Raw genomic sequence first — 22454 nt, forward strand, 5'->3', positions numbered from 1 at the left:
TACCGATGTCCTTTCCCCTGCTGACAGTCACGGCGGCCCTCCCGGCCGTCGGGGCCATCGCCACGGCCGCCGTACCGGCCGCGAAACGCACCGCGGCCAAGTGGCTCGCGCTGCTGTTCTCGCTGGCCACCCTCGCGCTGGCGATCGCGGTACTGGTCCGCTTCGACCCCGGCGGCGACCGCTACCAGCTCACCGAGTCGCACTCCTGGATCGCGGACTTCGGCGTCCGTTACGAACTGGGCGTGGACGGCATCGCGGTGGCACTGATCGCGCTGACCGCCCTGCTGATCCCGTTCATCATCCTCGCGGGCTGGCACGACGCCGACCCGTTGGAGACCGGCAGCAGCCGGTGGCGGCCGACCCAGGGCTTCTTCGCCCTGATCCTGCTGGTCGAGGCGATGGTGATCCTCTCCTTCGAGGCCACCGACGTCTTCCTCTTCTACATCTTCTTCGAAGCCATGCTCATCCCGATGTACTTCCTCATCGGCGGCTTCGGGGACCGGGCCCACCAGCACGGCGAGAAGACGGCGGCGACCCAGCGGTCGTACGCGGCGGTGAAGTTCCTCCTCTACAACCTGGCCGGCGGTCTGATCATGCTGGCCGCGGTGATCGGCCTCTACGTGGTCGCCGGGAACTTCTCCCTCACCGAGATCGCCCAGGCGAGGGCCAACGGCGAGCTGGAGATGGCGACCAGCACCGAGCGGTGGCTGTTCCTCGGCTTCTTCTTCGCCTTCGCGGTGAAGGCGCCGCTGTGGCCGCTGCACACCTGGCTGCCCAACGCCATGCAGGAGTCCACCGCGCCGGTCGCCGTGCTGATCACGGCGGTCGTCGACAAGGTCGGCACCTTCGCGATGCTCCGCTTCTGCCTCCAGCTCTTCCCGGAGGCGAGCAAGTGGGCGACGCCGGTGATCCTGGTACTGGCGGTCATCAGCATCATCTACGGAGCACTGCTCGCGGTCGGCCAGCGCGACATCAAGCGGCTGATCGCGTACGCGTCGATCTCGCACTTCGGCTTCATCATCATGGGCATCTTCGCGATGACCAGCCAGGGCCAGTCCGGCGCGACGCTCTACATGGTCAACCACGGCATCTCGACCGCCGTCCTGATGCTGATCGCCGGTTTCCTGATCTCGCGGCGCGGCTCGCGGCTCATCGCCGACTACGGGGGAGTGCAGAAGGTCGCCCCGGTGCTCGCCGGCACCTTCCTGATCGGCGGCCTGGCGACCCTCTCGCTTCCGGGCCTGGCACCGTTCATCAGCGAGTTCCTGGTCCTGGTCGGCACGTTCACGCGCTATCCGGTGATCGGCATCATCGCCACCTTCGGCATCGTGCTCGCCGCGCTCTACACCCTCGTCCTCTACCAGCGGACGATGACGGGCCCGGTGAAGCCGGAGGTGTCGGCGATGCCCGACCTGCGGGTGCGGGAGCTGGTGGTCGTGGCGCCGCTGGTCGCTCTGTTGATCTTCCTGGGCGTCTTCCCGAAGCCCCTCACGGACATCGTCAACCCGGCGGTGGAGCAGACCATGTCCGACGTACAGAAGAAGGACCCCCAGCCTGAGGTGGAGGCGGCCAAGTGAGCGCAACAGCCGTCCACAGCCTGTGGACAACGGCGGCGACGGCGGCCGAACCGATCGGCAAGATCGACGCGCCGAAGATCGAGTACGGGCAGCTTTCGCCCACCCTGATCGTCATCGGTGCGGCGATCATCGGCATCCTGATCGAGGCCTTCGTGCCGCGCAGGTCCCGCTACTACGTGCAGATGTTCCTGTCCGTCGTCGCGCTCGTCGCCGCCTTCGCCGCGGTCGTGGCGCTGGCGGCGGGCGGATACGGCACGACCAAGGCGGGCATCGCCGCGATGGGTGCCATCGCCGTCGACGGCCCGGCCCTCTTCCTCCAGGGCACCATCCTGCTGGCGGCGCTGGTCGGCCTCTTCACCTTCGCCGAACGGCGGCTCGACCCGGAGGCGCACGGCAACCGCGTCGACTCCTTCGCCGCCCAGGCGGCGGCCGTGCCGGGCAGCGAGAGCGAGCAGAAGGCGGTCAAGGCCGGCTTCACCACGACGGAGGTCTTCCCGCTCCTCCTCTTCGCCGTCGCCGGCATGCTGATCTTCCCGGCGGCCAACGACCTCCTGACGCTCTTCGTGGCCCTCGAGGTCTTCTCCCTCCCGCTGTACCTGCTGTGCGCGCTGGCCCGTCGCAAGCGGCTGATGTCGCAGGAGGCGGCGGTCAAGTACTTCCTGCTCGGCGCGTTCGCCTCCGCGTTCACCCTGTTCGGCATCGCCCTGCTCTACGGCTACGCGGGCTCCATGTCGTACGGCACGATCGCCTCGGTCGTCGACGGCACCGTGCAGAACGTCACCCCGGCGCTCGCCGACACCATGGGCAACGACGCGCTGCTGCTCGTCGGGGCCGCGCTGATCGTCATGGGCCTGCTGTTCAAGGTGGGCGCGGTGCCGTTCCACATGTGGACGCCGGACGTCTACCAGGGCGCGCCGACACCGGTGACCGGCTTCATGGCGGCGGCGACCAAGGTGGCCGCCTTCGGGGCCCTGCTCCGCATCCTCTACGTCGTCCTGCCCGGCCTGCGCTGGGACTGGCGGCCGGTGATGTGGGCGGTGGCGATCGTCACCATGCTGGCCGGCGCGATCGTCGCGATCACGCAGACCGACATCAAGCGGCTGCTGGCGTACTCGTCGATCGCGCACGCGGGCTTCATCCTCGCCGGTGTCATCGCGACCACGCCGGAGGGCATCTCGTCCGTCCTCTTCTACCTGGCCGCGTACAGCTTCGTGACGATCGGCGCCTTCGCGGTCGTCACGCTGGTGCGCGACGCGGGCGGCGAGGCGACCCACCTGTCGAAGTGGGCGGGGCTCGGACGCAGGTCGCCGCTGGTGGCGGCCGTGTTCGCGGTGTTCCTGCTGGCCTTCGCGGGCATTCCGCTCACCTCCGGATTCTCCGGCAAGTTCGCCGTGTTCAAGGCGGCGGCGGAGGGCGGGGCGGCTCCGCTGGTCGTGATCGGCGTGATCTCGTCGGCGATCGCGGCGTTCTTCTACATCCGCGTGATCGTCCTGATGTTCTTCAGCGAGCCGCGCCCGGAGGGCCCGACCGTCGCGGTGCCGTCGCCACTGACGATGACGGCCATCGGCGTCGGGGTCGCGGTCACGGTGGTGCTCGGCGTGGCGCCGCAGTACTTCCTGGACCTGGCGGGGCAGGCGGGGGTGTTCGTGCGCTGACGCGGCGCTCGCGTCTCTACGGCAGCGGCCCGGCACTCTCGCAGAGGTGCCGGGCCGCTGCCGCGCAAGCCGGTGCCCTATGTGCCGCGTGGCCGTGCTTTGAGGGCGGTCAGGTCCAGTTCCATGGGAAAGGGCGCGTCCAGCTTCATACGCTCACGAAAGATGCCGATGCTTGTGTAGGTGCCAGTGGTCGGCTCCAGCTCGAAGACGTGGACCACGGCATGTCCGTTCTCGTTCTCCACGCGCCAGTAGTGGGGGATCTTCGCCCTGGCGTACTTCAGTGGCTTGGTCTCGCGGTCTCTGGAGATCGAGTCGGTGGATACGACCTCGACTGCCAGAAGGACAGCAGATGAGGGAAACCGGGTCTGTGCGGTCTCCGTCCAGGCATCGGCGCGAAACACGATGACGTCCGGCTCAGGCCTGTTCTGCACGTCGATATCGATCGTGAACTCACGGAAGACCTCGAACTCGGCAGGTGCCAGTGACTGGAGCTGCCACTTGAGAAAGTCGACAGCTCGTTCGTGAAAGGCGGTCTGCGGACTGACGAAGACGAGGCTCCCGTCGATCAGCTCCGTATGTGGAGGCAGGTTCGGAAGCCGGTCCAGGTCGTCCGCGGTCCAGCCGTCCTCCGGCGGGATCGGCCAGTGGGGCGCGGACGCCTTCGGTGCGACGCTCATCAGTGCTCCCATGGGACGGAGTCTCGCGGGTGCAATCAGACTATCCGCCGGAAACGGGCGGGTCTCCCGCGAACGTGTGAACGACTGTTGTGTCCTTGACGCGGGTGGCGATCGCTACGGTGTGCGGCCTGTGGATAACTCCGGCGCTGTCGGCGCGGCCCCCTATCGTTGAGGCAGTGGTCGGGACAGGGCGGACCAGACGGACAGGACGGGACCAGAAGGCCCGGGTAGGCAAGGCAGGACGTACGGGGGACCAGGCGATGGGCGGGACGGGCGTGATCGGCGAGATGGCAGAGGCAGCACAGGCGAGGGAGCTGGACAGCGAGGCGCTGGCTACCCTGCACCGGGTCTTCGGGTACGAGGCCTTCCGCGGCGAGCAGGAAGCGGTCGTCGACCACGTGATCGCGGGCGGCGACGCCGTCGTGCTCATGCCGACCGGCGGCGGCAAGTCGCTGTGCTACCAGATTCCGTCCCTGGTCCGGCCCGGCACCGGCATCGTGGTCTCGCCGCTGATCGCGCTGATGCAGGACCAGGTGGACGCGCTGCGGGCGCTCGGCGTGCGGGCCGGGTTCATGAACTCCACACAGGACTTCGACGAGCGGCGCGTGGTGGAGGCCGAGTTCCTCGCCGGCGAGCTGGACCTGCTGTACCTGGCGCCCGAGCGGCTGCGGCTGGAGGGCACCCTGGACCTGCTCTCCCGGGGCAAGATCTCCCTCTTCGCGATCGACGAGGCGCACTGCGTCTCGCAGTGGGGCCACGACTTCCGCCCCGACTACCTCGCGCTGTCCCTGCTCGGCGAGCGCTGGCCGGACGTGCCCCGCCTCGCGCTCACGGCGACGGCCACGCACGCCACGCACCGTGAGATCACCGAGCGGCTGAACATGCCGACGGCGCGGCACTTCGTGGCCAGCTTCGACCGGCCCAACATCCAGTACCGGATCGTGCCCAAGACCGACCCCAAGAAGCAGCTCCTGAGCTTCCTGCGCGAGGAGCACCCGGGCGACGCGGGCATCGTCTACTGCCTCTCGCGCAACTCCGTCGAGAAGACCGCCGAGTTCCTCTCCCGCAACGGCATCGAGGCGGTGCCGTACCACGCGGGCCTGGACGCGGGCACCCGCGCGGCGCACCAGTCCAGGTTCCTGCGGGAGGAGGGCCTGGTGGTCGTGGCGACCATCGCCTTCGGCATGGGCATCGACAAGCCGGACGTGCGGTTCGTCGCCCACCTGGATCTCCCCAAGTCGGTGGAGGGCTACTACCAGGAGACCGGCCGCGCGGGGCGGGACGGGCTGCCCTCGACGGCATGGATGGCGTACGGCCTCAACGACGTCATACAGCAGCGCAAGCTGATCCAGTCCGGCGAGGGCGACGAGGCGTTCCGCCGACGGGCCCAGTCGCACCTGGACGCGATGCTCGCCCTGTGCGAGACCGCCCAGTGCCGCCGTGGCCAGCTCCTCGCCTATTTCGGCCAGGACCCGGACCCGGCCGGCTGCGGCAACTGCGACACCTGTCTCACCCCGCCGGAGACCTGGGACGGCACGGTGGCGGCGCAGAAGGTGCTGTCGACGGTGGTGCGGCTGAAGCGGGAGCGCGGCCAGAAGTTCGGCGCGGGGCAGATCATCGACATCCTGCTGGGCAAGCGCACCGCCAAGGTGATCCAGTTCGATCACGACCAGCTCTCCGTGTTCGGCATCGGCGAGGAGCTGACCGAAGGCGAGTGGCGTGGCGTCGCCAGGCAACTGCTGGCCCAGGGCCTGCTCGCCGTCGAGGGCGAGTACGGCACGCTGGTGCTGACCGAGGCCAGCGGCGCGGTCCTGCGGCGGGAGCGCGAGGTGCCGTTGCGCAAGGAGCCCAAGAAGCCGGCCTCGGCACGGGCGGCGGGCGGCGGACGGAGCGACCGCAAGCAGAAGGCCGCCGTCGCCGAACTGCCCCAGGAGCTGCTGCCGGCCTTCGAGGCGCTGCGCGCCTGGCGGGCGGAGCAGGCCCGGGAGCAGGGCGTTCCGGCGTACGTCATCTTCCACGACGCCACACTGCGGGAGATCGCCACCGCCTGGCCCACCTCGATCGGGCAGCTCGGGGGCATCAGCGGGGTGGGCGAGAAGAAGCTGGCGACGTACGGGGAGGGTGTGCTGGCCGTACTGGCCGGGCTGGAGGGACCGGCCGCCGTGTCCGCGCCCGTGTCGGAGCCCGCCCCGGGCCGCCCGTCGGTCGGCTCCGTCTCCGACCCAGGAGCGGACGACTGGCCCGAGGTGGAGCCCGAGCCGGACGACTGGATATAAGGAGCTCGCGGCGGGCGTCGGCGACCGGACGGTCACAGCCCGTGCCCGCTCCCGCCCCGCCCCGGGCTGGTCGGTTGCCCTACGCCAGCGCGGTCAGCCCCGGAGCGAAGGTGATCAGCAGGGGGAGGAGGGGCACGAGGGCGGCTGTCGCCGTGGTCAGGGCCCGGTGGCGCGGCGTCAGGCGGGGCGGCGGTTCCAGGAGGCGGTCGACCCGCTCGCCGAGGAGGCGGTGGCTGGAGGCGCAGGACAGGACGCCGCGGTGCTGGTTCAGCTCGATCAGGGCCAGTGCCGTGGTCAGGTGACCGCAGCGACGGGAGGCGGTGTCGTCGGCGGCCAGTTCGACCAGGCGGTGGGTCTGGTCGCAGAAGTGGGCGAAGAGGGGGACTCGAGGGAAGCCGGTGGCCAGGGCCGTGGACAGGTGCAGCAGCCAGTCGTGGCGGGCGCGTGCGTGGCCGCGCTCGTGGGTGAGGACGGCGTCGAGCTGGTGGTCGGTGAGACGCTGCAGGGCGCCGGTGGTGACGATCAGCTGGGGCGGGCTGCCGGGCATCCACCAGGCGTCCGGGTACTCGTCCTCCAGGACCAGGAGGGGGCCGCGGGCGGTGGGGAGCCCGGCGGGCAGATCGGGGGCTCGCTCGCGCAGGTGGGCGCGGGACTGGGCGCGACGCCGGCGCGCCTCGACGAGTTCGCGGCCGAGCATGGCGGTCGTCCAGGCGGCGCCACCGGCCAGCAGCAGCGTGAGGGCCGCGGCCCAGGGCGGGCCGGCGGAGAGGTTGTACGCCGCGGTCACCGCGGGCGGCGCGGGTGCGAAGAGCTGGGCGCGGACGGTGCCGAAGACGGCGGCGGCCCCGAGGACGAGCGCCGTCAGACAGCACAGCAGGACGGTGGCGACCAGGCACTGCCACACCCACAGCGCGACCACCGGATCCCGTTCGGGCCACGCGGACCGGGTCAGCGCGCGCGGCACCGGTACCGCGGCGGTCACGGCGACGACGAACAGCAGGAGCAGGCAGAGGGTCATGCCACGGGCTCCGGATCCTGGTCGGAAGGGCGGCTCTGGCTGTGGTGCGGTTGCGGTGGGCGGCGCCTGGGCTTCGGCGGGTCCAGGTGGGAGCGCCGACGCGGGTGCGGACGTGCCGCGCACACCGCCCGACGCCAGTATGACGGTGACGGGCGGTGCGAGTCAGGCCCGGCGGGCAACGGATCGGGGCGGGTGGGTCGTACGGCCGCCACTCGCGTGAGTCGTGGGTCCATCGCTCCTGCGAGCACGGCCCCTGTGGCCACCGCCCGCACGAGCACCGCGCACGAGCACCGTGCCCAAGCACCGCCCGCACGAGCCCCCCCGTGGCCACCGCCCGCACGAGCCCCGGACCCGGGGGCTACCGCCCGGTCCGCGGTCCGGCGATCCGTCCGGTCACCTCGCCGAGCCCCACCCGGACGCCGTCCGGCCCCGGCGCCCAGGCCGACAGGGTCACCACGTCGCCGTCCTCGAGGAACATCCGCTTGCCGTCGGGGAGTTCCAGCGGATCGCGTCCGTTCCAGGTCAGCTCCAGCAGGGACCCGCGTTCCCGTTCGGACGGTCCGCTCACCGTGCCGGAGCCGTAGAGGTCGCCGGTGCGCAGCGAAGCACCGTTGACGGTCATGTGGGCCAGCTGCTGGGCGGCCGTCCAGTACATGGTGGAGAACGGCGGTTCGGAGACGACGTGGCCGTTGATCGCGACGGAGATCCGGAGGTCGTAGCCGCCGGGTTCGTCCTGCTCCGGGGCCGTGTCGTCGAGGTAGGGCAGCAGCTCGTGGGTGCGCTCCGGCGGCGCCACCCGCGCCTCCTCCAGGGCGTCCAGCGGCGTGATCCAGGCCGACACCGACGTGGCGAAGGACTTGCCGAGGAACGGGCCGAGGGGGACGTACTCCCAGGCCTGTACGTCCCGCGCGGACCAGTCGTTGAGGAGGCACAGCCCGAAGACGTGCTCGCGGAAGTCGCCGAGCGGCACCGGGGTGCCCGGCTCGGACGGCACGCCCACCACGAATCCGACCTCGGCCTCGATGTCCAGGCGGACGGACGGGCCGAAGACGGGAGCGGCGTCGGTCGGGGCCTTGCGCTGCCCGCACGGGCGTACGACGTCCGTGCCGGACACCACGACCGTGCCGGAGCGACCGTGGTAACCGATCGGGAGGTGCTTCCAGTTCGGGGTGAGGGAGTCGGCGGCGTCGGGGCGGAAGATCCGGCCGACGTTCCGGGCGTGGTTCTCGGAGGCGTAGAAGTCGACGTAGTCCGCGACCTCGAAGGGCAGGTGGAGGGTCACCGACGAGAGGGGGTGGAAGAGGGGTTCGAGGGTCTCGCGGTGGGAGGGGACGGTCACCCAGGCGGTCAGGGCGCGCCGTACGTCGGACCAGGCGGTGCGGCCGGCGGCCAGCAGCGGGTTGAGGGTGGGCCGCGCGAGCAGGGAGGCGTACGGCGAGCCGAGCGCGTGGGCCGCCGCGCCGGCGTCGAGGACGTGGTCGCCGAGCCGGACGCCCACCGTCCGGTCCTGCGTGCCGGGGATCGAGAACACGCCGTACGGGAGGTTGTGCGGGCCGAAGGGGTCGCCCTCGGGGACATCGAAGGGGGGCATCGGGTGCTGCCTCGCTTTCGTGCTCGCCATGTGCGCCGTGCGCGCCGGGTGTGCCACGTGGTTCGTGGCCGGGCCACACGTTACGGGTGACATACCGGTCTTGGGCAGTGTGTCGGGAGGGAGCGGTGCGTGGCGTGGGGGAGCGTGCGCAGGTGTGCTGACGTGCGGGGAGTGGCCCGGGGGCCGGTGCGGGAGACGGGGGGAGTGGCCCGTGGGACGGTGCCTCGGCAGTCGGCGCACGCCCGCGTGAACGCGGGGAAGTGTTGCGCTCCGCTTCCGTTTGAGTGCGGGAAGTTGTCCACAGGCCGGTACGCAATCTTGACGGAGCGGTGCGAACGGGGTGACTCTGGGCGGGTGCCGGAAGGCCTCGGGGAGGGGGCTTTCGATGGCACACCAGGGGGGCGGATGGCCATTGGGGAGGCCGGTCCGGGGTCGGTGCGGGATGGTTCGCAGCCGAGGAAGCGGCTGGAAGAGACCATGCGCGCCAGACTCGGCCGGGAATGCGTGTACGTACCGTCGTGCCGTTTCGGGCTGTACGCGGCACTGCGTCACTGGTGCCCGCCGGGCGGCCGGGTGCTGATGTCGCCGGTCAACGACGACGTCATCTTCTTCGTCGTGCTCGCGGCCGGACTGCGGCCGGTGCAGGCGCCGTTGAACCCGTCGGACGCCTCCATCGACATCGATGCCGTGCCCGAGGACGTGTGGGGTTCACTGTCCGCCGTACTGACGACGAACCTGTACGGGAACCCGGACCCGGCACCCGGGCTGCGGGCCCGCTGCGACACGCTGGGCATCCCGCTGTTCGAGGACGCCGCGCACGCCATCGGCAGCGAGGTCGGCGGACGGCCGGTCGGGGCCTGGGGCGACGCCTCCGTCTTCAGCCTGTCCAAGCACGTCGGCGCCAAGGCCGGAGGCATCCTCGCGATCGCCGACCCGGGGCTGCGCGAGGCGCTGGAGAAGGCCTGCGACGACCTGCTGCTGCCGCGCCGCACGACGGCCGAACTCGCCTACGCCGTACGGCCGTACGCCGAGGCCGCCGTACGCGGACTGCGGTTGCGTCGGGCCGCCTGGGCCACGATGCGGCTGCTGGGGCTGATGGAACGCGAGGAGATCCGGATGCCGCTGCGTCCGGACGAGCTGGCCCGCGCGGTCGCCTCGGCCCCCGACCTGGACGCTCACGACCCCTGGGTCCGCGTCGACATGCACGACTACCGGTTGCGGGCCGGCCGGTTCCGGCTCGGGCGCATCGGGCGGCGACTCGACCGGCTGGACGACGTGCTCGCGGCCTGCCGTTCGGGGACGGAGCTGCTGCTGTCGACGCGCTGGGGACAGCCGGCGGGCGGACAACCAGGAGCGTCCGTCCAGCCGTTGTTCCGAGTACCGCTGCTCGTGGCGGACCGGGACGCGGCGGCCCGGGCGCTGGCCCGGCGCGGCATCGTCGTCGGCTACCTCTACGACCCGCCGCTGGACGACTACGCGGGCGCGGAGTTCACCGATCCGTCCCCGTCGCCCGAGGGCGCGCGCTGGTTCGCGCGGCACGCGCTGCCCGTGGACCCGCTGCGGGCCCGTTCGGTGATCGCGGCGCTGGAGGAGTCCGGAGTGGGGCCGGCCGAGGTACCGGAAGGGCTGGGTCCCACCGGTGGCTGAGACCCAGGTGCACGAGACGGCCGCGGCACCCGCGGGTGGCGGCCCGGCGCCGTCCGGCAGCGGGCACGGCGGCGACTCGCTCTTCAAGAACGCCTACTTCCTCATGCTCAGCACCGGCGTCTCCGCCGTGCTCGGCCTGGGCTTCTGGCTGGTGGCCGCCCGCTACTACTCGGAGGAGGCGGTCGGCCAGGGCTCCGCCGCCATCGCCGCGATGAGGCTGCTCGCCAGCATCACGGCGACCACGATGATCGGCGCCGTCGTCCGTTTCGTGCCGCGGGCCGGACGGGCGACCGGGCCACTGGTGTGGCGCGCGTACGCGGCCAGTTCCGTGGTCGTCGCCCTGGCCGCGGTCGTCTTCCTGCTCACCCTCGACCTGTGGGGCGCCTCGTACGCTCCGCTGGGCACCGCGGAGGCGGGCGCCCTGTTCGTCGCGGCCTGCGTGGCCTGGGCGCTGCTCACCCTCCAGGACGGTGTGCTGACCGGGCTGCGCAAGGCGGAGTGGGTGCCCGCGGGGAACGCCGTGTTCTCGGTCGGCAAGCTGATCCTGCTCGCCGTCTTCGCCACCACGCTGCCGGTGCTCGGCATCTTCGTGTCCTGGGCCGTGGCCATCGCCTTCTCCACCCTGCCGCTCGGCTGGCTGATCTTCCGCCGGCTCATCCCGCGCCAGGCCGCCGCCGACCACGACGTGGAGCCGCCCAAGGTCCGTGAGATGGGGCGGTTCCTGGCCGGGGACTCGCTGGGCGCGCTGTTCAGCCTGGCGATGATCAACCTGCTGCCGGTGATGGTCGCGGTCAACTTCAGCGCCGCGGAGAACGGCTACTTCTACGTGGCCTACACCGTCGGCGGCACGATGGAGTTCATGGCCATCAACATGGCCTCCTCTCTCACCGCACACGCCTCGCACGACCCGCGCCGCCTCGCCGACGGTGTCCGCGGGGCGCTGCGCCGGATGACGCTGCTGCTGGTGCCGGTCGTCCTCTTCCTGGTCGCCTTCGCCCCGCAGATCCTCGCGCCCTTCGACGAGGGCTACGCCGAGCACGGCTCCACGGTGCTGCGGCTGCTCGCAGTCGGGGCCCTGCCGCGCATCGTGGTCGAGCTGTACATCGGCGTGCTGCGCGTTCAGGGACGTACCGGCATGCTCGCCGCCGTGCAGGGCGCCATGTGCGTCCTCGTGCTGGGCAGCGCTGCGGTGCTCTTCACGCCGGCCGGGATCGCGGGCGCCGGCTGGGCGGTGCTGGGCGGCATGACCGTGGTCGCCCTCGGCTGCGCGCCCGGGCTGCGTGCCGTTCTGCGGGGCGGCGAGGGGGGCGGGCGTCGTTCCGGAGGGGCCGGCGGACCGGACGCCGTTCCCGGCGGCGCCGGGCTCAATGGCAGCCGGGATCCGGGGCCCGGTACCTCGTACGGCACCCGCTGGGCCCGGTTGAACGCCACCGCCGGGTACGGCACGAGCTGGGCGCGGCGGGCGGCGTACGAGCACGGACAGTCCGACGAGGCGGCACGCGAGGACACGGTCGCCCTGTTCATAGGGCGCCCCGGCTACGAACGGGAGGCCCTGGAGGCGGACACCCTCGCGGTGATCGTCCGGCGGCCACGTGACTCCGACGCCGATGCCGCGTCCGCGCCGGACGCCGATGCCGCGTCCGCGCCGGACGCCGAGTCCGTGTCCGCGTCGGACACCGATGCCGCGTCCGCGCCTGGCGCAGAGCACGCGGCCGAAGGCGGTGCCGCTTCCGAGGCCGGCACCGAGCGTCCGGCCGCGTCCGGCCGGGGCGCGAAGTCCGTCGCGAACGACGTGCGCTCGGATCCCGACGTGCACTCGGACTTGGGGGTGGACTCCGGTCCAGTCGCCGCCCCTGCCCCCGAGGCCGGGTCCCGCGCCGAGTTCGGGGAGTCCGTCGCCGACTTCGGCGACGACGAGGACGAGGGCGGGATCGGGCCGGTCCCGGAGCGGCTTCTGCGCCCCGTACTGTGGCTGCTCCTCGGCCTCGCCACCGTCGTCCTCCTGATTGCGTCGAGGGAACTGCCGTGGCTGGGCGCCGGCGTGACGGAGGCCGAGCTCACCGGACGGGAGCTGCTGCGGGAACTGCCCCTGTCGGCCCTCGCCGCCGGGGCCCTGCTGCTCGTGGTGTTCGTGGCGTCCGTGACGTTGTGCGTCGCGACCGACCCGTGGCTGCCCGGCACCGCGCTGGGTGCCGCCGTACTCACCCTGTACGCGGCGCCCGTCGCCCTCGGCCGGGAACCGGAGGCGGTCGGTGGGGCGTTCTATACCGAGACGGCCGGTTTTCTGGCGGAAGCGGCAGGGCTCGACGGGCCCGGCCCGCTGCTGCGCTGGGCGCCGCTCGTCCTGCAGTTGCTGTGTCTCGTACCGCTGTGGCTGCTGCTCGCGAAGGCGGGTGGCCGACTGTCGTGGCAGGGGCGCTGGGGGGTTGTGTATCTCGCCGCGGTGGGGGGCTGGGTCTGGCGTGCGGAGCTCGCGCCTCTCGCGCCGCCGCTCCTCCTGCTGCTCGTCCTGGCCGTCCCGCTCCTGTCGCTGCGCCGACCCGCCCTCACGACGGACACGACACGGCCCCCGCACCACACCAGACCGAACGGCATGTCCAGGGACTGATCAAGCACAGAGCCGAATCGCCAGGGGGGAACCGTCGTGCGTCCGCCAGCAACTCCACGGGAGAGATCCGTACCAGAGCCCGTGCCCGGGCAGGAAAACCCGGACGCGTCGAACAGGGAGCCCGCGACGACGCCCTCGGAGGGGGCAGAGGCTACTCGGACGGCAGGGACGGCAGGGACGGCAGGGACGGCAGGGACGGCCGGGACGGCAGGGACGGCCGGGACCAAGAGGACCACCGGAGCGGCCGGAGCGGCCGGAGCGGCCGGAACGACCGGAACGACCGGAACGGCCGGAGCGACGGGGACCACCGCCACCGTGTCCGAGCACGAGCACGAGCACGAGGAAGAGCACGAGGAGGAACAACGGCGCGAGCGCGGTCACGCACACGCCCACGAAGCGACGGCGTCCCCCCGCGCCTCGCAGGAGACGGCCACCAGGACCTCGCAGGAGGTGTCCGCCCGGCCGGGTCGGGAGTCCGCCGCCCGGGAGTCCACCCCCCCGGGACCGGGACCCGGCACGCGCCCACCGACCCCCTACCCCGGAGCCCTCCGGCTCCGCCACCGAGCCGCCCGTGACGGATCTGTCCGACCTCACCCCCGCCGCCTGGCCGGCCCGCGCGGCCGCCGCCTGGCCGGCCCTGCCCCTGCTCGTCGCGCTCGCGCTGTGGGGTTACGCGATACGGCACACCGACGTGTCCGCCCTGGACGACTTCGGCCTCGTCAGCGCCCTGCACCCCACCTTCTGGGCCGGTCTCGCCGTGCTGACCGCCGGCTTCTGGTTCACGGTCCGCGACCCGCGCCGCCCGGGCGCGTGGTCGTTCGCGTACGTCCTGGGCCTGCTGGTGATGGAGCGGGCCACCCAGGCCCTGCTCTACCCGACCCCGCTGTACGCGTGGGCGTGGAAGCACGACGCCGTCATCGACCACCTGCTGACGTCCGGCAGCCTCCAGAGCGCGGACCAGCTCGGCGACATGGCCGTCTACGACCAGTGGCCCGGCTTCTTCGCCGCCCAGGCCGCGCTGGTGCGGCTGCTGGGCGTGGACAACGCCGCGATGTACATGGCCTGGTGGCCCCTGGTCTCCAGCGTCCTGCTGCTGCTCCCGCTGCTGCTGATCTACCGGACCTTCACAGAGGACCGGCGGCTGATCTGGACCGCCGTGTGGCTGTTCTGCGTCGGCAACTGGGTCGGCCAGGACTACTTCTCCCCGCAGTCCATCGCCTTCGCCCTGCACCTGGGCGTCATCGCGGTCGTGCTGCGCCGCTACGGCCGCTCCGGCGGGCGGCGCGGCAGGCAGGGGCAGGCCGTGTGGACCGTGCTGCTCAGCGTGCTGGTCACCGCCATCGTCGTCTCGCACCAGCTCACGCCCGGCATGCTCGTGGTCACGCTCGCCGCCCTGGCCCTCACCCGCCGCCACCGGGACTGGGTCCCGGTGGTCACCACGGTCGTGATCTTCCTGGCCTGGTGCCTCACGGCCGCGCTGCCCTTCCTGTCCGCCGCGCTGCCGGACATGATCCGGTCCGTCGGTGACGTCGGCGCCAACGTCGAAACAGGGTACGGAGCAACGCCCACGGGCACCGGTGCGGTGGCGACCTCCTGGGCGGCCCGGCTGCTGTCGGGTTCGGTACTGCTGCTGGCGCTGGCCGGCGTGCTGCGCCAACGGGTGCTGCGGCACCGGGCGCTGCCCTTGCTGCTGGTCGCGGCGGCGCCGTTGCCGATGTTCGTGGCGAGCAGCTACGGCAGCGAGATGATCTTCCGGGTACTGATGTTCATGATGCCCGGCGCCGCCTTCTTCGCCGCCGCCGCGCTGCTGCCCAAGGTCCGCACGCTGGCCGCCGACGCCGCGGCGGGGGAGACGGCGGGAGCCTCTCCGGCCACCTCCGCACGACGGCGGCGCATCCCACTGCCCTCGCTGCCACCGCTGCGGTACGGCGTGTGGGTGCCGTTGCTCGTGCTGCTCGCCGGGACCCTGGCGTTCGTGCCGAGCTACTCCGGCAAGGACCGCGTCAACTACTTCCCGCCCCGGGAGGTCGCCCTCGTCGAGCAGCTCTTCGGCCAGGCGCCCGACGACTCCATGGTCGTCGCCGCCAACCGGAACTACCCGCTCGCCTACGAGCAGTACTGGAGGGTCGACCACTACTGGTTCCTCGACGACGACCGGCGCCACGTCGACGAGATCGTCCGCGACCCCGCCACCGTCCTGGCCCGCGACATGGCCGCCGTCGAGGCGCCGGCCCGCGCGTACTTCCTGCTCACGCAGGGACAGGTGGCCAACTCGGAGATGAACGGCCAGCTGGACAAGGCCCAGTTGGACCGCATCCGCGAGTCCGTGGCTTCGTCACCCAGGTTCCAACTGGTCGCCGAGAACGACGCCGGCGTGCTCTACGTCCTGAAACCGGCGAGCTGAGGAAGGGCGGGCCAGAAGATGACACGAGAGAACGCCAAGACGCAGCAGAACCCCATGAAGCAGCAGCACGCCACGACACAACAGAATGCCACGACACAACAGAACGCCCCGACGCAGCACAACGCCACGACACCGCAGTCCGCCACGGCACCGCAGAACGGCATGACACCGCAGGACCTCGTGATCCGCATGCTCCCCCCGTTCGGCGGCTGGCTGGCGCTCGCCGCACTCGCCCTGCCCGGCGGCTCGCCGTTGCGCGGCGCGGCGGTCGCCGCCTTCCTGGCCGTCGGTCCGGGCGCGGCCCTGGTCGGCATCTGCGGCCCGGCGCTGCGGGCCCGCCGCGCGGAGGGCCCCGTCGAACGCCGGGGCGCCCGCTTCGAACGCCACTCCGACCTGCTGGAACGGCTGATGCTGGCCGTCCTGCTCAGCGTCGGCGCCGCGATGCTCGTCGCCACGGTGCTGATAGCCGCGCAAGCCTTCAGCGGGGACCGTGTCCTGCTGACGCTCACCCTGCTGACCACGCTGGCCGCGTTCTGCCCGCGCCTGCGTGCCTCCCCGATGCCCAGGACGGCGCCGGGAGCGGCGCCGAGGACACGGAAGGGTTCCACTCTGTGAGGTTCGCCCGTCCCGCGCGCCGTACGCCCGGGGACTCGACGACGACCGGACAGCACCGCCGGCCCAAGGCCCCCAGGGACCGCGGGGGCCGGGGCCGGCGCCGACTGCTGATCACCTCCGTCGCGGCCACCTGCGCGGCCCTGGTCGCGGTGCTCGCCCTGCGCGACGCCTCCGGCCCGGCCGACCCGGCCGACGATCCCAAGTGCCGCCCCACCGAACTCCTCGAACCGCCCTGCGGAGCCTGGTTCGGCGCCTTCGTGCCGCACGACAAGACCGACCTGGCCGAGAAGGTGCACGCCTACGAGGAGAACGTCGGCCGCAGGCTCGACATCGTGTACACGTACCACGACATGTCCGCGGTCACGGACACCCGCCTGGAGGGACAACTCCTCACCGAGCAGGAGCAGCGCGTCGGCGAGGACCGCATGCTGCTGCTGTCCTGGGAGAGCAAGTGGTGGGGCGGCACGAAGAAGCAGCAGCCGACCTGGAAACAGATCGCCGCCGGTGACCTGGACGACTCCGTGGTCGACGTCCAGGCGCGACGCATCAAGGACTACGGGGAGCGCACGGGGAAGAAGGTGTTCCTCTCCTTCGACCTGGAGATGGACACCCGTACCCCCGACAACGGCACCCCGGCCGACTACGTCCGGGCCTACCGGCACATCCACGACCGCTTCCGTGAGCTGGGCGTCGACAACGTCGTGTGGACCTGGATCATCACGGGCTACCTGGACCACGCCGACCTGTTCGAGAAGATGTACCCGGGGGACGAGTACGTCGACTGGATCGGCTACAACCAGTACAACTACTACCTCTGCCACAAGACGGACTGGCTGAGTTTCGCCCAGACCCAGCACGCCACCCACGACTGGATCCGCGCCAACATCTCCGACGACAAGCCCCTGATGCTGTCGGAGTTCGGCAGCGCGTCCGACCCGAAGCGGCCGGACCGGCAGGCGGACTGGTACGCGCAGGTGCCCGCGGTGCTCAAGGACCTGGAGGGCGTCAAGGCGGCCCTCCAGTGGAACTACCGCGACCCGGGACCGCACTGCAATCTCGCCGTCGCGGGCGACCAGGCGTGGGCCAGCCTGCGCAAGGCGGCCGCCGACCCCCACCTGAACCAGCCGCTCGGATGACCCGGCCCGCTCATCCCGCGAACTCGGGCCCCCGGACCACGGCCCGGCCCCGCCGGTACCAGCGCCACGCCACCGTCCTGGGACCGTCGCGGTAGGGGGCGATCCGGGCGCCCTCTCCCGCCAGCCACGCGGTCACGTCGGCGACCGTGTGGCTCTGCCGCACGATGAGCCGCGCGATGCGGTACCGCTCGTCGCGGTCCGAACTGAGCGCGTGCCGCACCGCGGTGGCGGTCTCGTACCCGGCGCGGGCCGACAGCGACCGCACCTTCGCGCTGTTGTAGCCGTGCGGGTAGGCGAGGTGGCGCACCGGATGCCCGAGGGCGTCCTCCAGTACCGCCTTGGAGCTGCGCAGTTCGTACGCCAGGTCCTTGGCGGACAGGGTGTCGAGCTGGGCGTGGGTGACGGTGTGGCTGCCGATCTCCATGCCGGAACGTTCCAGGTCGGCCACCGCGTCCAGCGTCATCATCGGTGCGGGCGGCAGCAGGCTGCGGCCGCCCGGGGCGATGGCGCCGGTGGTGAGGTAGGCGGTGGCGGTCAGCGCCCGCGCGGCCAGCGCCTCGGCGGTGGGACCGGGCAGGTCGGCGAAGCCGTCGTCGAAGGTGAGCAGCACCGGCCGGGGCGGCAGCGGTGCCCGCCCGGCGAGGTGGTCGGCGAGCGCGCTGATGGTGACGGGCGTCCGGCCGCTGTCGACGATCGCGTCGAGGTGCGCGGCGAACTCCTTCGGCCGGACGGTGAACTCGGCGATCCACGAGGGCGGGTCGTCCATCACCGCGTGGTAGAGGAAGACGGGTATGTGCCCGACCCCCGCCCCGCGTGCCACTGCTCCGGCCCCCGCCCGCCGGCGCGCCGACGGGCCCCCCGCCGCTCTCGGCCCCCCGGACCCGCTCACCGCGCCTCCAGCCCGACCGTACGCAGGGCGCGGCGGGCGCGCAGATAGCCGACGGGGCCGTACAGCATGCCCCGGCGCTGCAGCCGGGACAGCCGCCGCGGCCAGGGATGCGTACGGGAGTCGTGCCCACCCGGAGCCCCGGCCCCCGCCGCCGCCCCCGTCTCCGCCGCGGCCTCCGTGTCACCGGCAGCGGTGGCGCGCACGGCGGTCAGCCCCCGTGCGTGCGCCAGCCCACCCGGTACCCGCGCGAGGAAGGCCGGCAGCAGCGCGGGCCGGTTCACCAGGATCGCCGTGAGGTACGCGGTGAGGCCCGCGCCGTAGCCGTACGCCTGAGTCTCCAGGTCGCGCCAGGTCTCCCGGTGGTGGTGCCAGACCAGAGCGCTCGGCGTGTAGCGCAGCCGCCGCCCCTCGGCGAGGACGCGGACGAACCCGTAGAGGTCGTCGCCGCCCCGAGCGCGCGTGCCCGCGCCGGTCGCCGGGTCGAAACCGCCGACCGAGCGCAGCACCGCCGTGCGGAAGGCCATGTTGGCGCCGGAGCCGAAGCGGCCCGCGGTGAACGGGAACAGCGGCTCGTCGGCGGGCGGGTGCGCCGGGTCGTACGTCCGCGGGGTGAACCCCTTCGCGAAGCCCCCGTGGCTCTCCAGCAGCACCTGGGCGGGGGTGCGCAGCCGCGCGGGCAGGATCAGCCCCGTGGCACAGCCCAGACCCGGGTCGGCGGCGAAGGGCGCGGTCAGCTCGGTGAGCCAGCGCGGGTCGGCGACCACGTCGTCGTCGGTGAAGGCGACCACCTGGCCGCGTACGGCCGCGAGCCCCCGGTTGTGCGCGATCGCCAGTCCGGGCACCGGTTCGCACACGTACCGGACCCGCTCGCCGTACTTCCGCTCGACCAGTTCCCGGGTCTCCTCGGTCACGGGGGCGTTGTCGACGACGACGATCTCGAAGTCCGGGTGGTCCTGGGCGAGCAGCGAGTCCAGGGCCCGGGCGAGCTGGTCTGCGCGTTCCCGCGTGGCGACCACGACACTGGCGGACGGCGGCACGGGCAACGGCTCCGACGGCGCCTGCGGGGGCAGCTCCCGGGCGAGTCCGGCCAGCACCTCCACGGGATCCGCGCCGTCGGGTACCTGCCCGAGTACCGTGCCGATGGGCCTCCCCGCCCGTCTGACCAGCAGGAACACCGCACCGGACGTCACCGGTGCGCTGCCCGGCCCCGGTCTCAGCTCAACGCCTTCCGTGTCCGTGCCCCCCTTGCCCTCCGCGCCCAGAGCACCGGGCAGATCCAGCTCGGCGACCTGCACCGCCCCGATGCTCAGGAACTGCTCTATCTCCCGCCGTGTCTCCTGCCGCGCACGCCGCCCACCGGCCATGCGCCCACCCCCTCGTGGTTGCCCTCCGTGTCGCTCTCCGTCATGACCGCCGCAGCCGGGCCGCGCCCCGCAGCGTCCGTACCGCCAGCGACGCCAGCCGCGGCCTCGCGCGCACGAAGCCGTGCGCGCGGCGGACCGGTTCCCGCCCGAGCCATTGCAGCGCGGCGCCCGCGCCCGGACGCGTCGCCGTGCCCTCGTACACGGGCAGTTCGCCGGTCTTCAGCGAGTCCTTGTACTCCGCCGGGCCCCGCCCCATGTCGAGCATGCCGATGCCCTCGGCGGCGGCGGCCTCGGCCATCCGCAGGTGCAGGATCAACCCCGGCGAGTACTTCGCGAAGTCCGGGTCGTACGCCGGGAACCAGCACGCCAGGACCGTCGCCGAGCGCAGCCCGAAGTGGGCGGCGAGGGGCCGGCCGTCGGCGTAGAGCACCGACAGGGTGCCCGTGCACTCCGGCGCCCGCGTCACGGCCAGCCGTGCGACGAGCCGGGTGATCCACTCCTGGGCGAACCGGTCCCGGCGCCCCGTCCTGCGGTACTGCGCCGACTTCCACCCCATGAGCGTGCGCAGCGCGGCCGGATCACGCTCGTCGAACACGAAGCGCACGTCCCCGACCTGGCGGCCGAGCCTGCGCTCCTTGGCCAGGGTGGTCTTCAGGAACTTCGGCGACTGCGCGCGCAGCACGTTCTCGTACGCCTCGTAACCCTGTTCCACGTCGATGACGTAGGTGGCGTGCTCCTCCGCGGCGTGCGGCACGAACAGCCCCTGCTCCGCCTCCAGGTTGTCGAAGGCGAAACTGGACAGGGAGCAGGCCCGCAGCAGTTGGCGGGTGTCCGGGGCGAGGTCCTGGCGCAGCACCGCGCCCTGGCAGTCGGACACCCCGAGCCCGATCGCGCGGCCCTGCCCCAGGGGCCCGCGCTCGTGCGGCAGGAAACCCGCCGCCTCGCCGCCGTCGTACACCACCGCCACCCGCGCCCGCGGCCGTACCCGGCCCACGACGTCGGTGAACTCCGGTTCCATGAAGGGATTGCGTGGCGCCGTCGACTTGGCGCGCAGCTCCCGCCAGCGTTCCCGTTCCCCCTCGCCCAGCTCCTCAGGCCTGAGCACACGCACACGTCCGCTGTTCAACCCGACCCCCCGATCAAGTCCCCCTGGACACAAGGAAGGTACCCCCGGGGCCGCCCGGCCGGTAGGTAGCGGGCCATCTTGTTGCCAACCGGTGCACAGGCCCTTAACCGGCTTTAGCCGATGATGTGCCAGGTTTTGGACACGTTCGGGCGTCGTCGTGCGTACTCGGGCGTACTCGCCGCCTCCTCGTTCGGAAGTGGTCGCGGGTGAGTCGGGCAGGTGCGGCGTCCGTATTCTCTGATCATGGACCGCACCGCATATTCACTCGTCGCCACCGACCTCGACGGCACGCTGCTCCGCGGCGACGACACCGTCTCCGACCGGTCGCTGGCCGCGCTGGCCCGGGCGGCCGGCGCCGGTGCGCGGCACCTGGTGGTGACGGGACGGCCGGCGCCCCGCGTGCGGTCCCTCCTGGAACGCCTCGGCTGCACGGGGCTCGCGGTGTGCGGTCAGGGCGCACAGGTCTACGACGCGGGCGCGCACCGGATGCTGTGGTCGGTCACCCTGGACCGGGAACTGGCCGAAACGGCGCTCGGCAAGATCGAGGCGGAGGTCGGGCAGGTGTACGCCGCGGTCGACCAGGACGGCGTCGACGGCCTCACGCTCATCGAGCCCGGGTACCTGATGCCCCACCCGACGCTGCCCGCGGTGCGCGTCGACCGGCGCGACGAGCTGTGGGCCAAGCCGATCAGCAAGGTGCTGCTGCGCCACCCGGACCTGTCCGACGACGAGTTGGCTGCGACGGCGCGCGCGGTGGTCGGCTCCCTCGCCACGGTCACCATGTCCGGGCCGGGGACGGTGGAGCTCCAGCCGTGCGGCATCACCAAGGCGACCGGGCTGGCGCTGGCCGCCGAACGCCTGGGGGTGAGCCGGCGGCGGACCATCGCCTTCGGGGACATGCCCAACGACATCCCCATGTTCCACTGGGCGGCCCACGGCGTCGCGATGGCCGGCGCCCACCCCGAACTCAAGGCGGTCGCCGACGAGGTCACCACGACGAACGAGGACGACGGCGTGGCCGTCGTCCTCGAACGGATCTTCAGCGATTCGTAGTACGGCTCGCCGCGGCTCAGTACGCGCCGAAGACGTTGTCCATCGAGCCGTACCGGTCGGCGGCGTAGTTGCAGGCCGCGGTGATGTTGGCGACCGGGTCGTACGGGTCCCAGGAGGTGCCGGGCACGTGGTACGCCTGGAAGGTCGGGTCGATCACCTGGAGCAGGCCCTTGGACGGGGTGCCGTTGATGGCGTTGATGTCCCAGTTGTTGATGGCGAGCGGGTTGCCGGAGGACTCCCGCATGATGTTGCGGTGGATGCCCTCGTACGACCCGGGGATGCCGTGCTGCGCCATGATGTCGAGCGACTCGCGGATCCAGCCGTCGAGGTTGTCGGGGTACGTCGTCGCCGCCGTGGTGGCGGTCGTGGCGGCCGCCGGGGTGGCCGCGGAGGCGCTGGTGGCGCCGATCAGCGGCAGGGCGAGCACCGCGGCACCGGTGCCGGCGACGGCCAGCTTGCGGGCGAGGCGGCTGGTACGGGCGTGTCGGTTCTGACTGTTGGCAGACATGCTGAGTCCCTCTCCTTACGCCTGCGAGGTGAGCTGTCGGGTTCGGGCGGGGAGGTGCCCGGCCGGGCCCTGACGGGCACGGCTTCACCCCTAGCCGTTCCGGTCGTGACCGGTGCGGCGACTTACCTGGGTCCCCCGCTCCTGCCGGCGAGTGTGTTGGCGGATGACTGTGCGTCCGGGCGGTGGCAGGATTCGGCGTCCGCCCGACAGGCCGGGAACGTATGCGAGAGCACATGTCCGGAACAAGTGCAGGAATCACCCAACACGCCTGTTGACCTTGGTCTGGGGCATTTGGGGTGCTTGATCCTTT

The 22454-nt window shown here is 72.1% G+C and carries 16 protein-coding genes and 1 riboswitch; of the genes, 9 read left to right on the plus strand and 7 right to left on the minus strand.

What is annotated here, in order from left to right:
- Positions 1-5: 5 nt before the first annotated feature.
- Both ACLIN4_RS20565 and nuoN read left to right on the plus strand, forming a co-directional pair.
- Positions 6-1577, plus strand: coding sequence for an NADH-quinone oxidoreductase subunit M (locus tag ACLIN4_RS20565; protein ID WP_073725304.1), 1572 nt, complete (start codon positions 6-8; stop codon positions 1575-1577).
- Positions 1574-3232: an NADH-quinone oxidoreductase subunit NuoN gene (gene nuoN / locus ACLIN4_RS20570; RefSeq protein WP_307652301.1), complete on the plus strand. Its 1659-nt coding sequence runs from the start codon at positions 1574-1576 to the stop codon at positions 3230-3232. Before ACLIN4_RS20565 ends, nuoN begins: the two co-directional genes overlap by 4 nt.
- Before the next feature lie 77 nt (positions 3233-3309).
- On the opposite strand, the gene ACLIN4_RS20575 is transcribed toward nuoN, so the two are convergent.
- Positions 3310-3909 (minus strand): Uma2 family endonuclease, encoded by a 600-nt coding sequence (locus tag ACLIN4_RS20575; protein WP_289907234.1) that lies wholly within the window; start codon positions 3907-3909, stop codon positions 3310-3312.
- 260 nt (positions 3910-4169) lie between these two features.
- Between ACLIN4_RS20575 and recQ the strand changes: the two genes are divergently transcribed.
- Complete coding sequence (recQ, locus tag ACLIN4_RS20580) at positions 4170-6185, plus strand: DNA helicase RecQ (protein WP_381915089.1); 2016 nt, start codon at positions 4170-4172, stop codon at positions 6183-6185.
- 79 nt (positions 6186-6264) lie between these two features.
- Here recQ and ACLIN4_RS20585 read toward each other — a convergent pair whose 3' ends face one another.
- Both ACLIN4_RS20585 and fahA read right to left on the minus strand, forming a co-directional pair.
- Positions 6265-7203 carry a M56 family metallopeptidase gene (locus ACLIN4_RS20585; protein WP_307652300.1) on the minus strand — a complete coding sequence of 313 codons (939 nt, stop codon included), beginning with the start codon at positions 7201-7203 and terminating at the stop codon, positions 6265-6267.
- A gap of 358 nt (positions 7204-7561) precedes the next feature.
- Positions 7562-8794, minus strand: a complete 1233-nt coding sequence (fahA, locus tag ACLIN4_RS20590; RefSeq protein WP_307652299.1) for a fumarylacetoacetase — start codon at positions 8792-8794, stop codon at positions 7562-7564.
- A gap of 405 nt (positions 8795-9199) precedes the next feature.
- Between fahA and ACLIN4_RS20595 the strand changes: the two genes are divergently transcribed.
- The 5 genes from ACLIN4_RS20595 to ACLIN4_RS20615 all read left to right on the plus strand — a co-directional run bounded on the left by ACLIN4_RS20595 (position 9200) and on the right by ACLIN4_RS20615 (position 17204).
- Positions 9200-10441: a DegT/DnrJ/EryC1/StrS family aminotransferase gene (locus ACLIN4_RS20595; protein WP_290012797.1), complete on the plus strand. Its 1242-nt coding sequence runs from the start codon at positions 9200-9202 to the stop codon at positions 10439-10441.
- Positions 10434-13049: a lipopolysaccharide biosynthesis protein gene (locus ACLIN4_RS20600; RefSeq protein WP_411576098.1), complete on the plus strand. Its 2616-nt coding sequence runs from the start codon at positions 10434-10436 to the stop codon at positions 13047-13049. The genes ACLIN4_RS20595 and ACLIN4_RS20600 overlap by 8 nt, the downstream gene beginning before the upstream one ends.
- Before the next feature lie 571 nt (positions 13050-13620).
- The gene (locus ACLIN4_RS20605; protein WP_107479908.1) at positions 13621-15453 is read left to right on the plus strand and encodes a glycosyltransferase; all 1833 of its coding nucleotides are present in this window, start codon (positions 13621-13623) and stop codon (positions 15451-15453) included.
- An 18-nt stretch (positions 15454-15471) separates the two neighbouring features.
- Positions 15472-16068: a hypothetical protein gene (locus tag ACLIN4_RS20610; RefSeq protein ID WP_307652296.1), complete on the plus strand. Its 597-nt coding sequence runs from the start codon at positions 15472-15474 to the stop codon at positions 16066-16068.
- Positions 16065-17204, plus strand: coding sequence for a glycosyl hydrolase (locus tag ACLIN4_RS20615; RefSeq protein WP_289906862.1), 1140 nt, complete (start codon positions 16065-16067; stop codon positions 17202-17204). The genes ACLIN4_RS20610 and ACLIN4_RS20615 overlap by 4 nt, the downstream gene beginning before the upstream one ends.
- A gap of 10 nt (positions 17205-17214) precedes the next feature.
- On the opposite strand, the gene ACLIN4_RS20620 is transcribed toward ACLIN4_RS20615, so the two are convergent.
- From ACLIN4_RS20620 to ACLIN4_RS20630, 3 genes are all read right to left on the minus strand, one after another.
- A complete protein-coding gene (locus ACLIN4_RS20620; RefSeq protein ID WP_107479907.1) occupies positions 17215-17970 on the minus strand; it encodes a polysaccharide deacetylase family protein in 756 nt (251 codons plus the stop codon).
- 119 nt (positions 17971-18089) lie between these two features.
- The gene (locus ACLIN4_RS20625; RefSeq protein ID WP_290012793.1) at positions 18090-19457 is read right to left on the minus strand and encodes a glycosyltransferase; all 1368 of its coding nucleotides are present in this window, start codon (positions 19455-19457) and stop codon (positions 18090-18092) included.
- 40 nt (positions 19458-19497) lie between these two features.
- On the minus strand, positions 19498-20568 hold the full coding sequence (locus ACLIN4_RS20630) for a GNAT family N-acetyltransferase (RefSeq protein ID WP_373420359.1): 1071 nt from the start codon (positions 20566-20568) through the stop codon (positions 19498-19500).
- Between the two features lie 258 nt (positions 20569-20826).
- Between ACLIN4_RS20630 and ACLIN4_RS20635 the strand changes: the two genes are divergently transcribed.
- Positions 20827-21636, plus strand: a complete 810-nt coding sequence (locus ACLIN4_RS20635; RefSeq protein WP_290012792.1) for an HAD family hydrolase — start codon at positions 20827-20829, stop codon at positions 21634-21636.
- A gap of 16 nt (positions 21637-21652) precedes the next feature.
- On the opposite strand, the gene ACLIN4_RS20640 is transcribed toward ACLIN4_RS20635, so the two are convergent.
- Positions 21653-22144, minus strand: coding sequence for a transglycosylase SLT domain-containing protein (locus ACLIN4_RS20640; RefSeq protein WP_107479949.1), 492 nt, complete (start codon positions 22142-22144; stop codon positions 21653-21655).
- Positions 22145-22148: 4 nt separating this feature from the next.
- Positions 22149-22316: riboswitch (cyclic di-AMP (ydaO/yuaA leader) on the minus strand.
- Positions 22317-22454 lie beyond the last annotated feature (138 nt).

The sequence above is a fragment of the Streptomyces mutabilis genome (genome assembly GCF_046628145.1).
GTDB classification, from domain to species: Bacteria; Actinomycetota; Actinomycetes; order Streptomycetales; family Streptomycetaceae; genus Streptomyces; species Streptomyces mutabilis.

Excerpts from the sequence above, each read along its gene's own strand:
- ACLIN4_RS20565 (WP_073725304.1), top strand. The coding sequence starts at position 6 with ATGTCCTTTCCCCTGCTGACAGTCACGGCGGCCCTCCCGGCCGTCGGG.
- ACLIN4_RS20575 (WP_289907234.1), bottom strand. The coding sequence starts at position 3,909 with ATGAGCGTCGCACCGAAGGCGTCCGCGCCCCACTGGCCGATCCCGCCG.
- recQ (WP_381915089.1), top strand. The coding sequence starts at position 4,170 with ATGGGCGGGACGGGCGTGATCGGCGAGATGGCAGAGGCAGCACAGGCG.
- ACLIN4_RS20585 (WP_307652300.1), bottom strand. The coding sequence starts at position 7,203 with ATGACCCTCTGCCTGCTCCTGCTGTTCGTCGTCGCCGTGACCGCCGCG.
- fahA (WP_307652299.1), bottom strand. The coding sequence starts at position 8,794 with ATGCCCCCCTTCGATGTCCCCGAGGGCGACCCCTTCGGCCCGCACAAC.
- ACLIN4_RS20595 (WP_290012797.1), top strand. The coding sequence starts at position 9,200 with ATGGCCATTGGGGAGGCCGGTCCGGGGTCGGTGCGGGATGGTTCGCAG.
- ACLIN4_RS20610 (WP_307652296.1), top strand. The coding sequence starts at position 15,472 with ATGACACGAGAGAACGCCAAGACGCAGCAGAACCCCATGAAGCAGCAG.
- ACLIN4_RS20620 (WP_107479907.1), bottom strand. The coding sequence starts at position 17,970 with ATGGACGACCCGCCCTCGTGGATCGCCGAGTTCACCGTCCGGCCGAAG.
- ACLIN4_RS20625 (WP_290012793.1), bottom strand. The coding sequence starts at position 19,457 with ATGGCCGGTGGGCGGCGTGCGCGGCAGGAGACACGGCGGGAGATAGAG.
- ACLIN4_RS20635 (WP_290012792.1), top strand. The coding sequence starts at position 20,827 with ATGGACCGCACCGCATATTCACTCGTCGCCACCGACCTCGACGGCACG.
- ACLIN4_RS20640 (WP_107479949.1), bottom strand. The coding sequence starts at position 22,144 with ATGTCTGCCAACAGTCAGAACCGACACGCCCGTACCAGCCGCCTCGCC.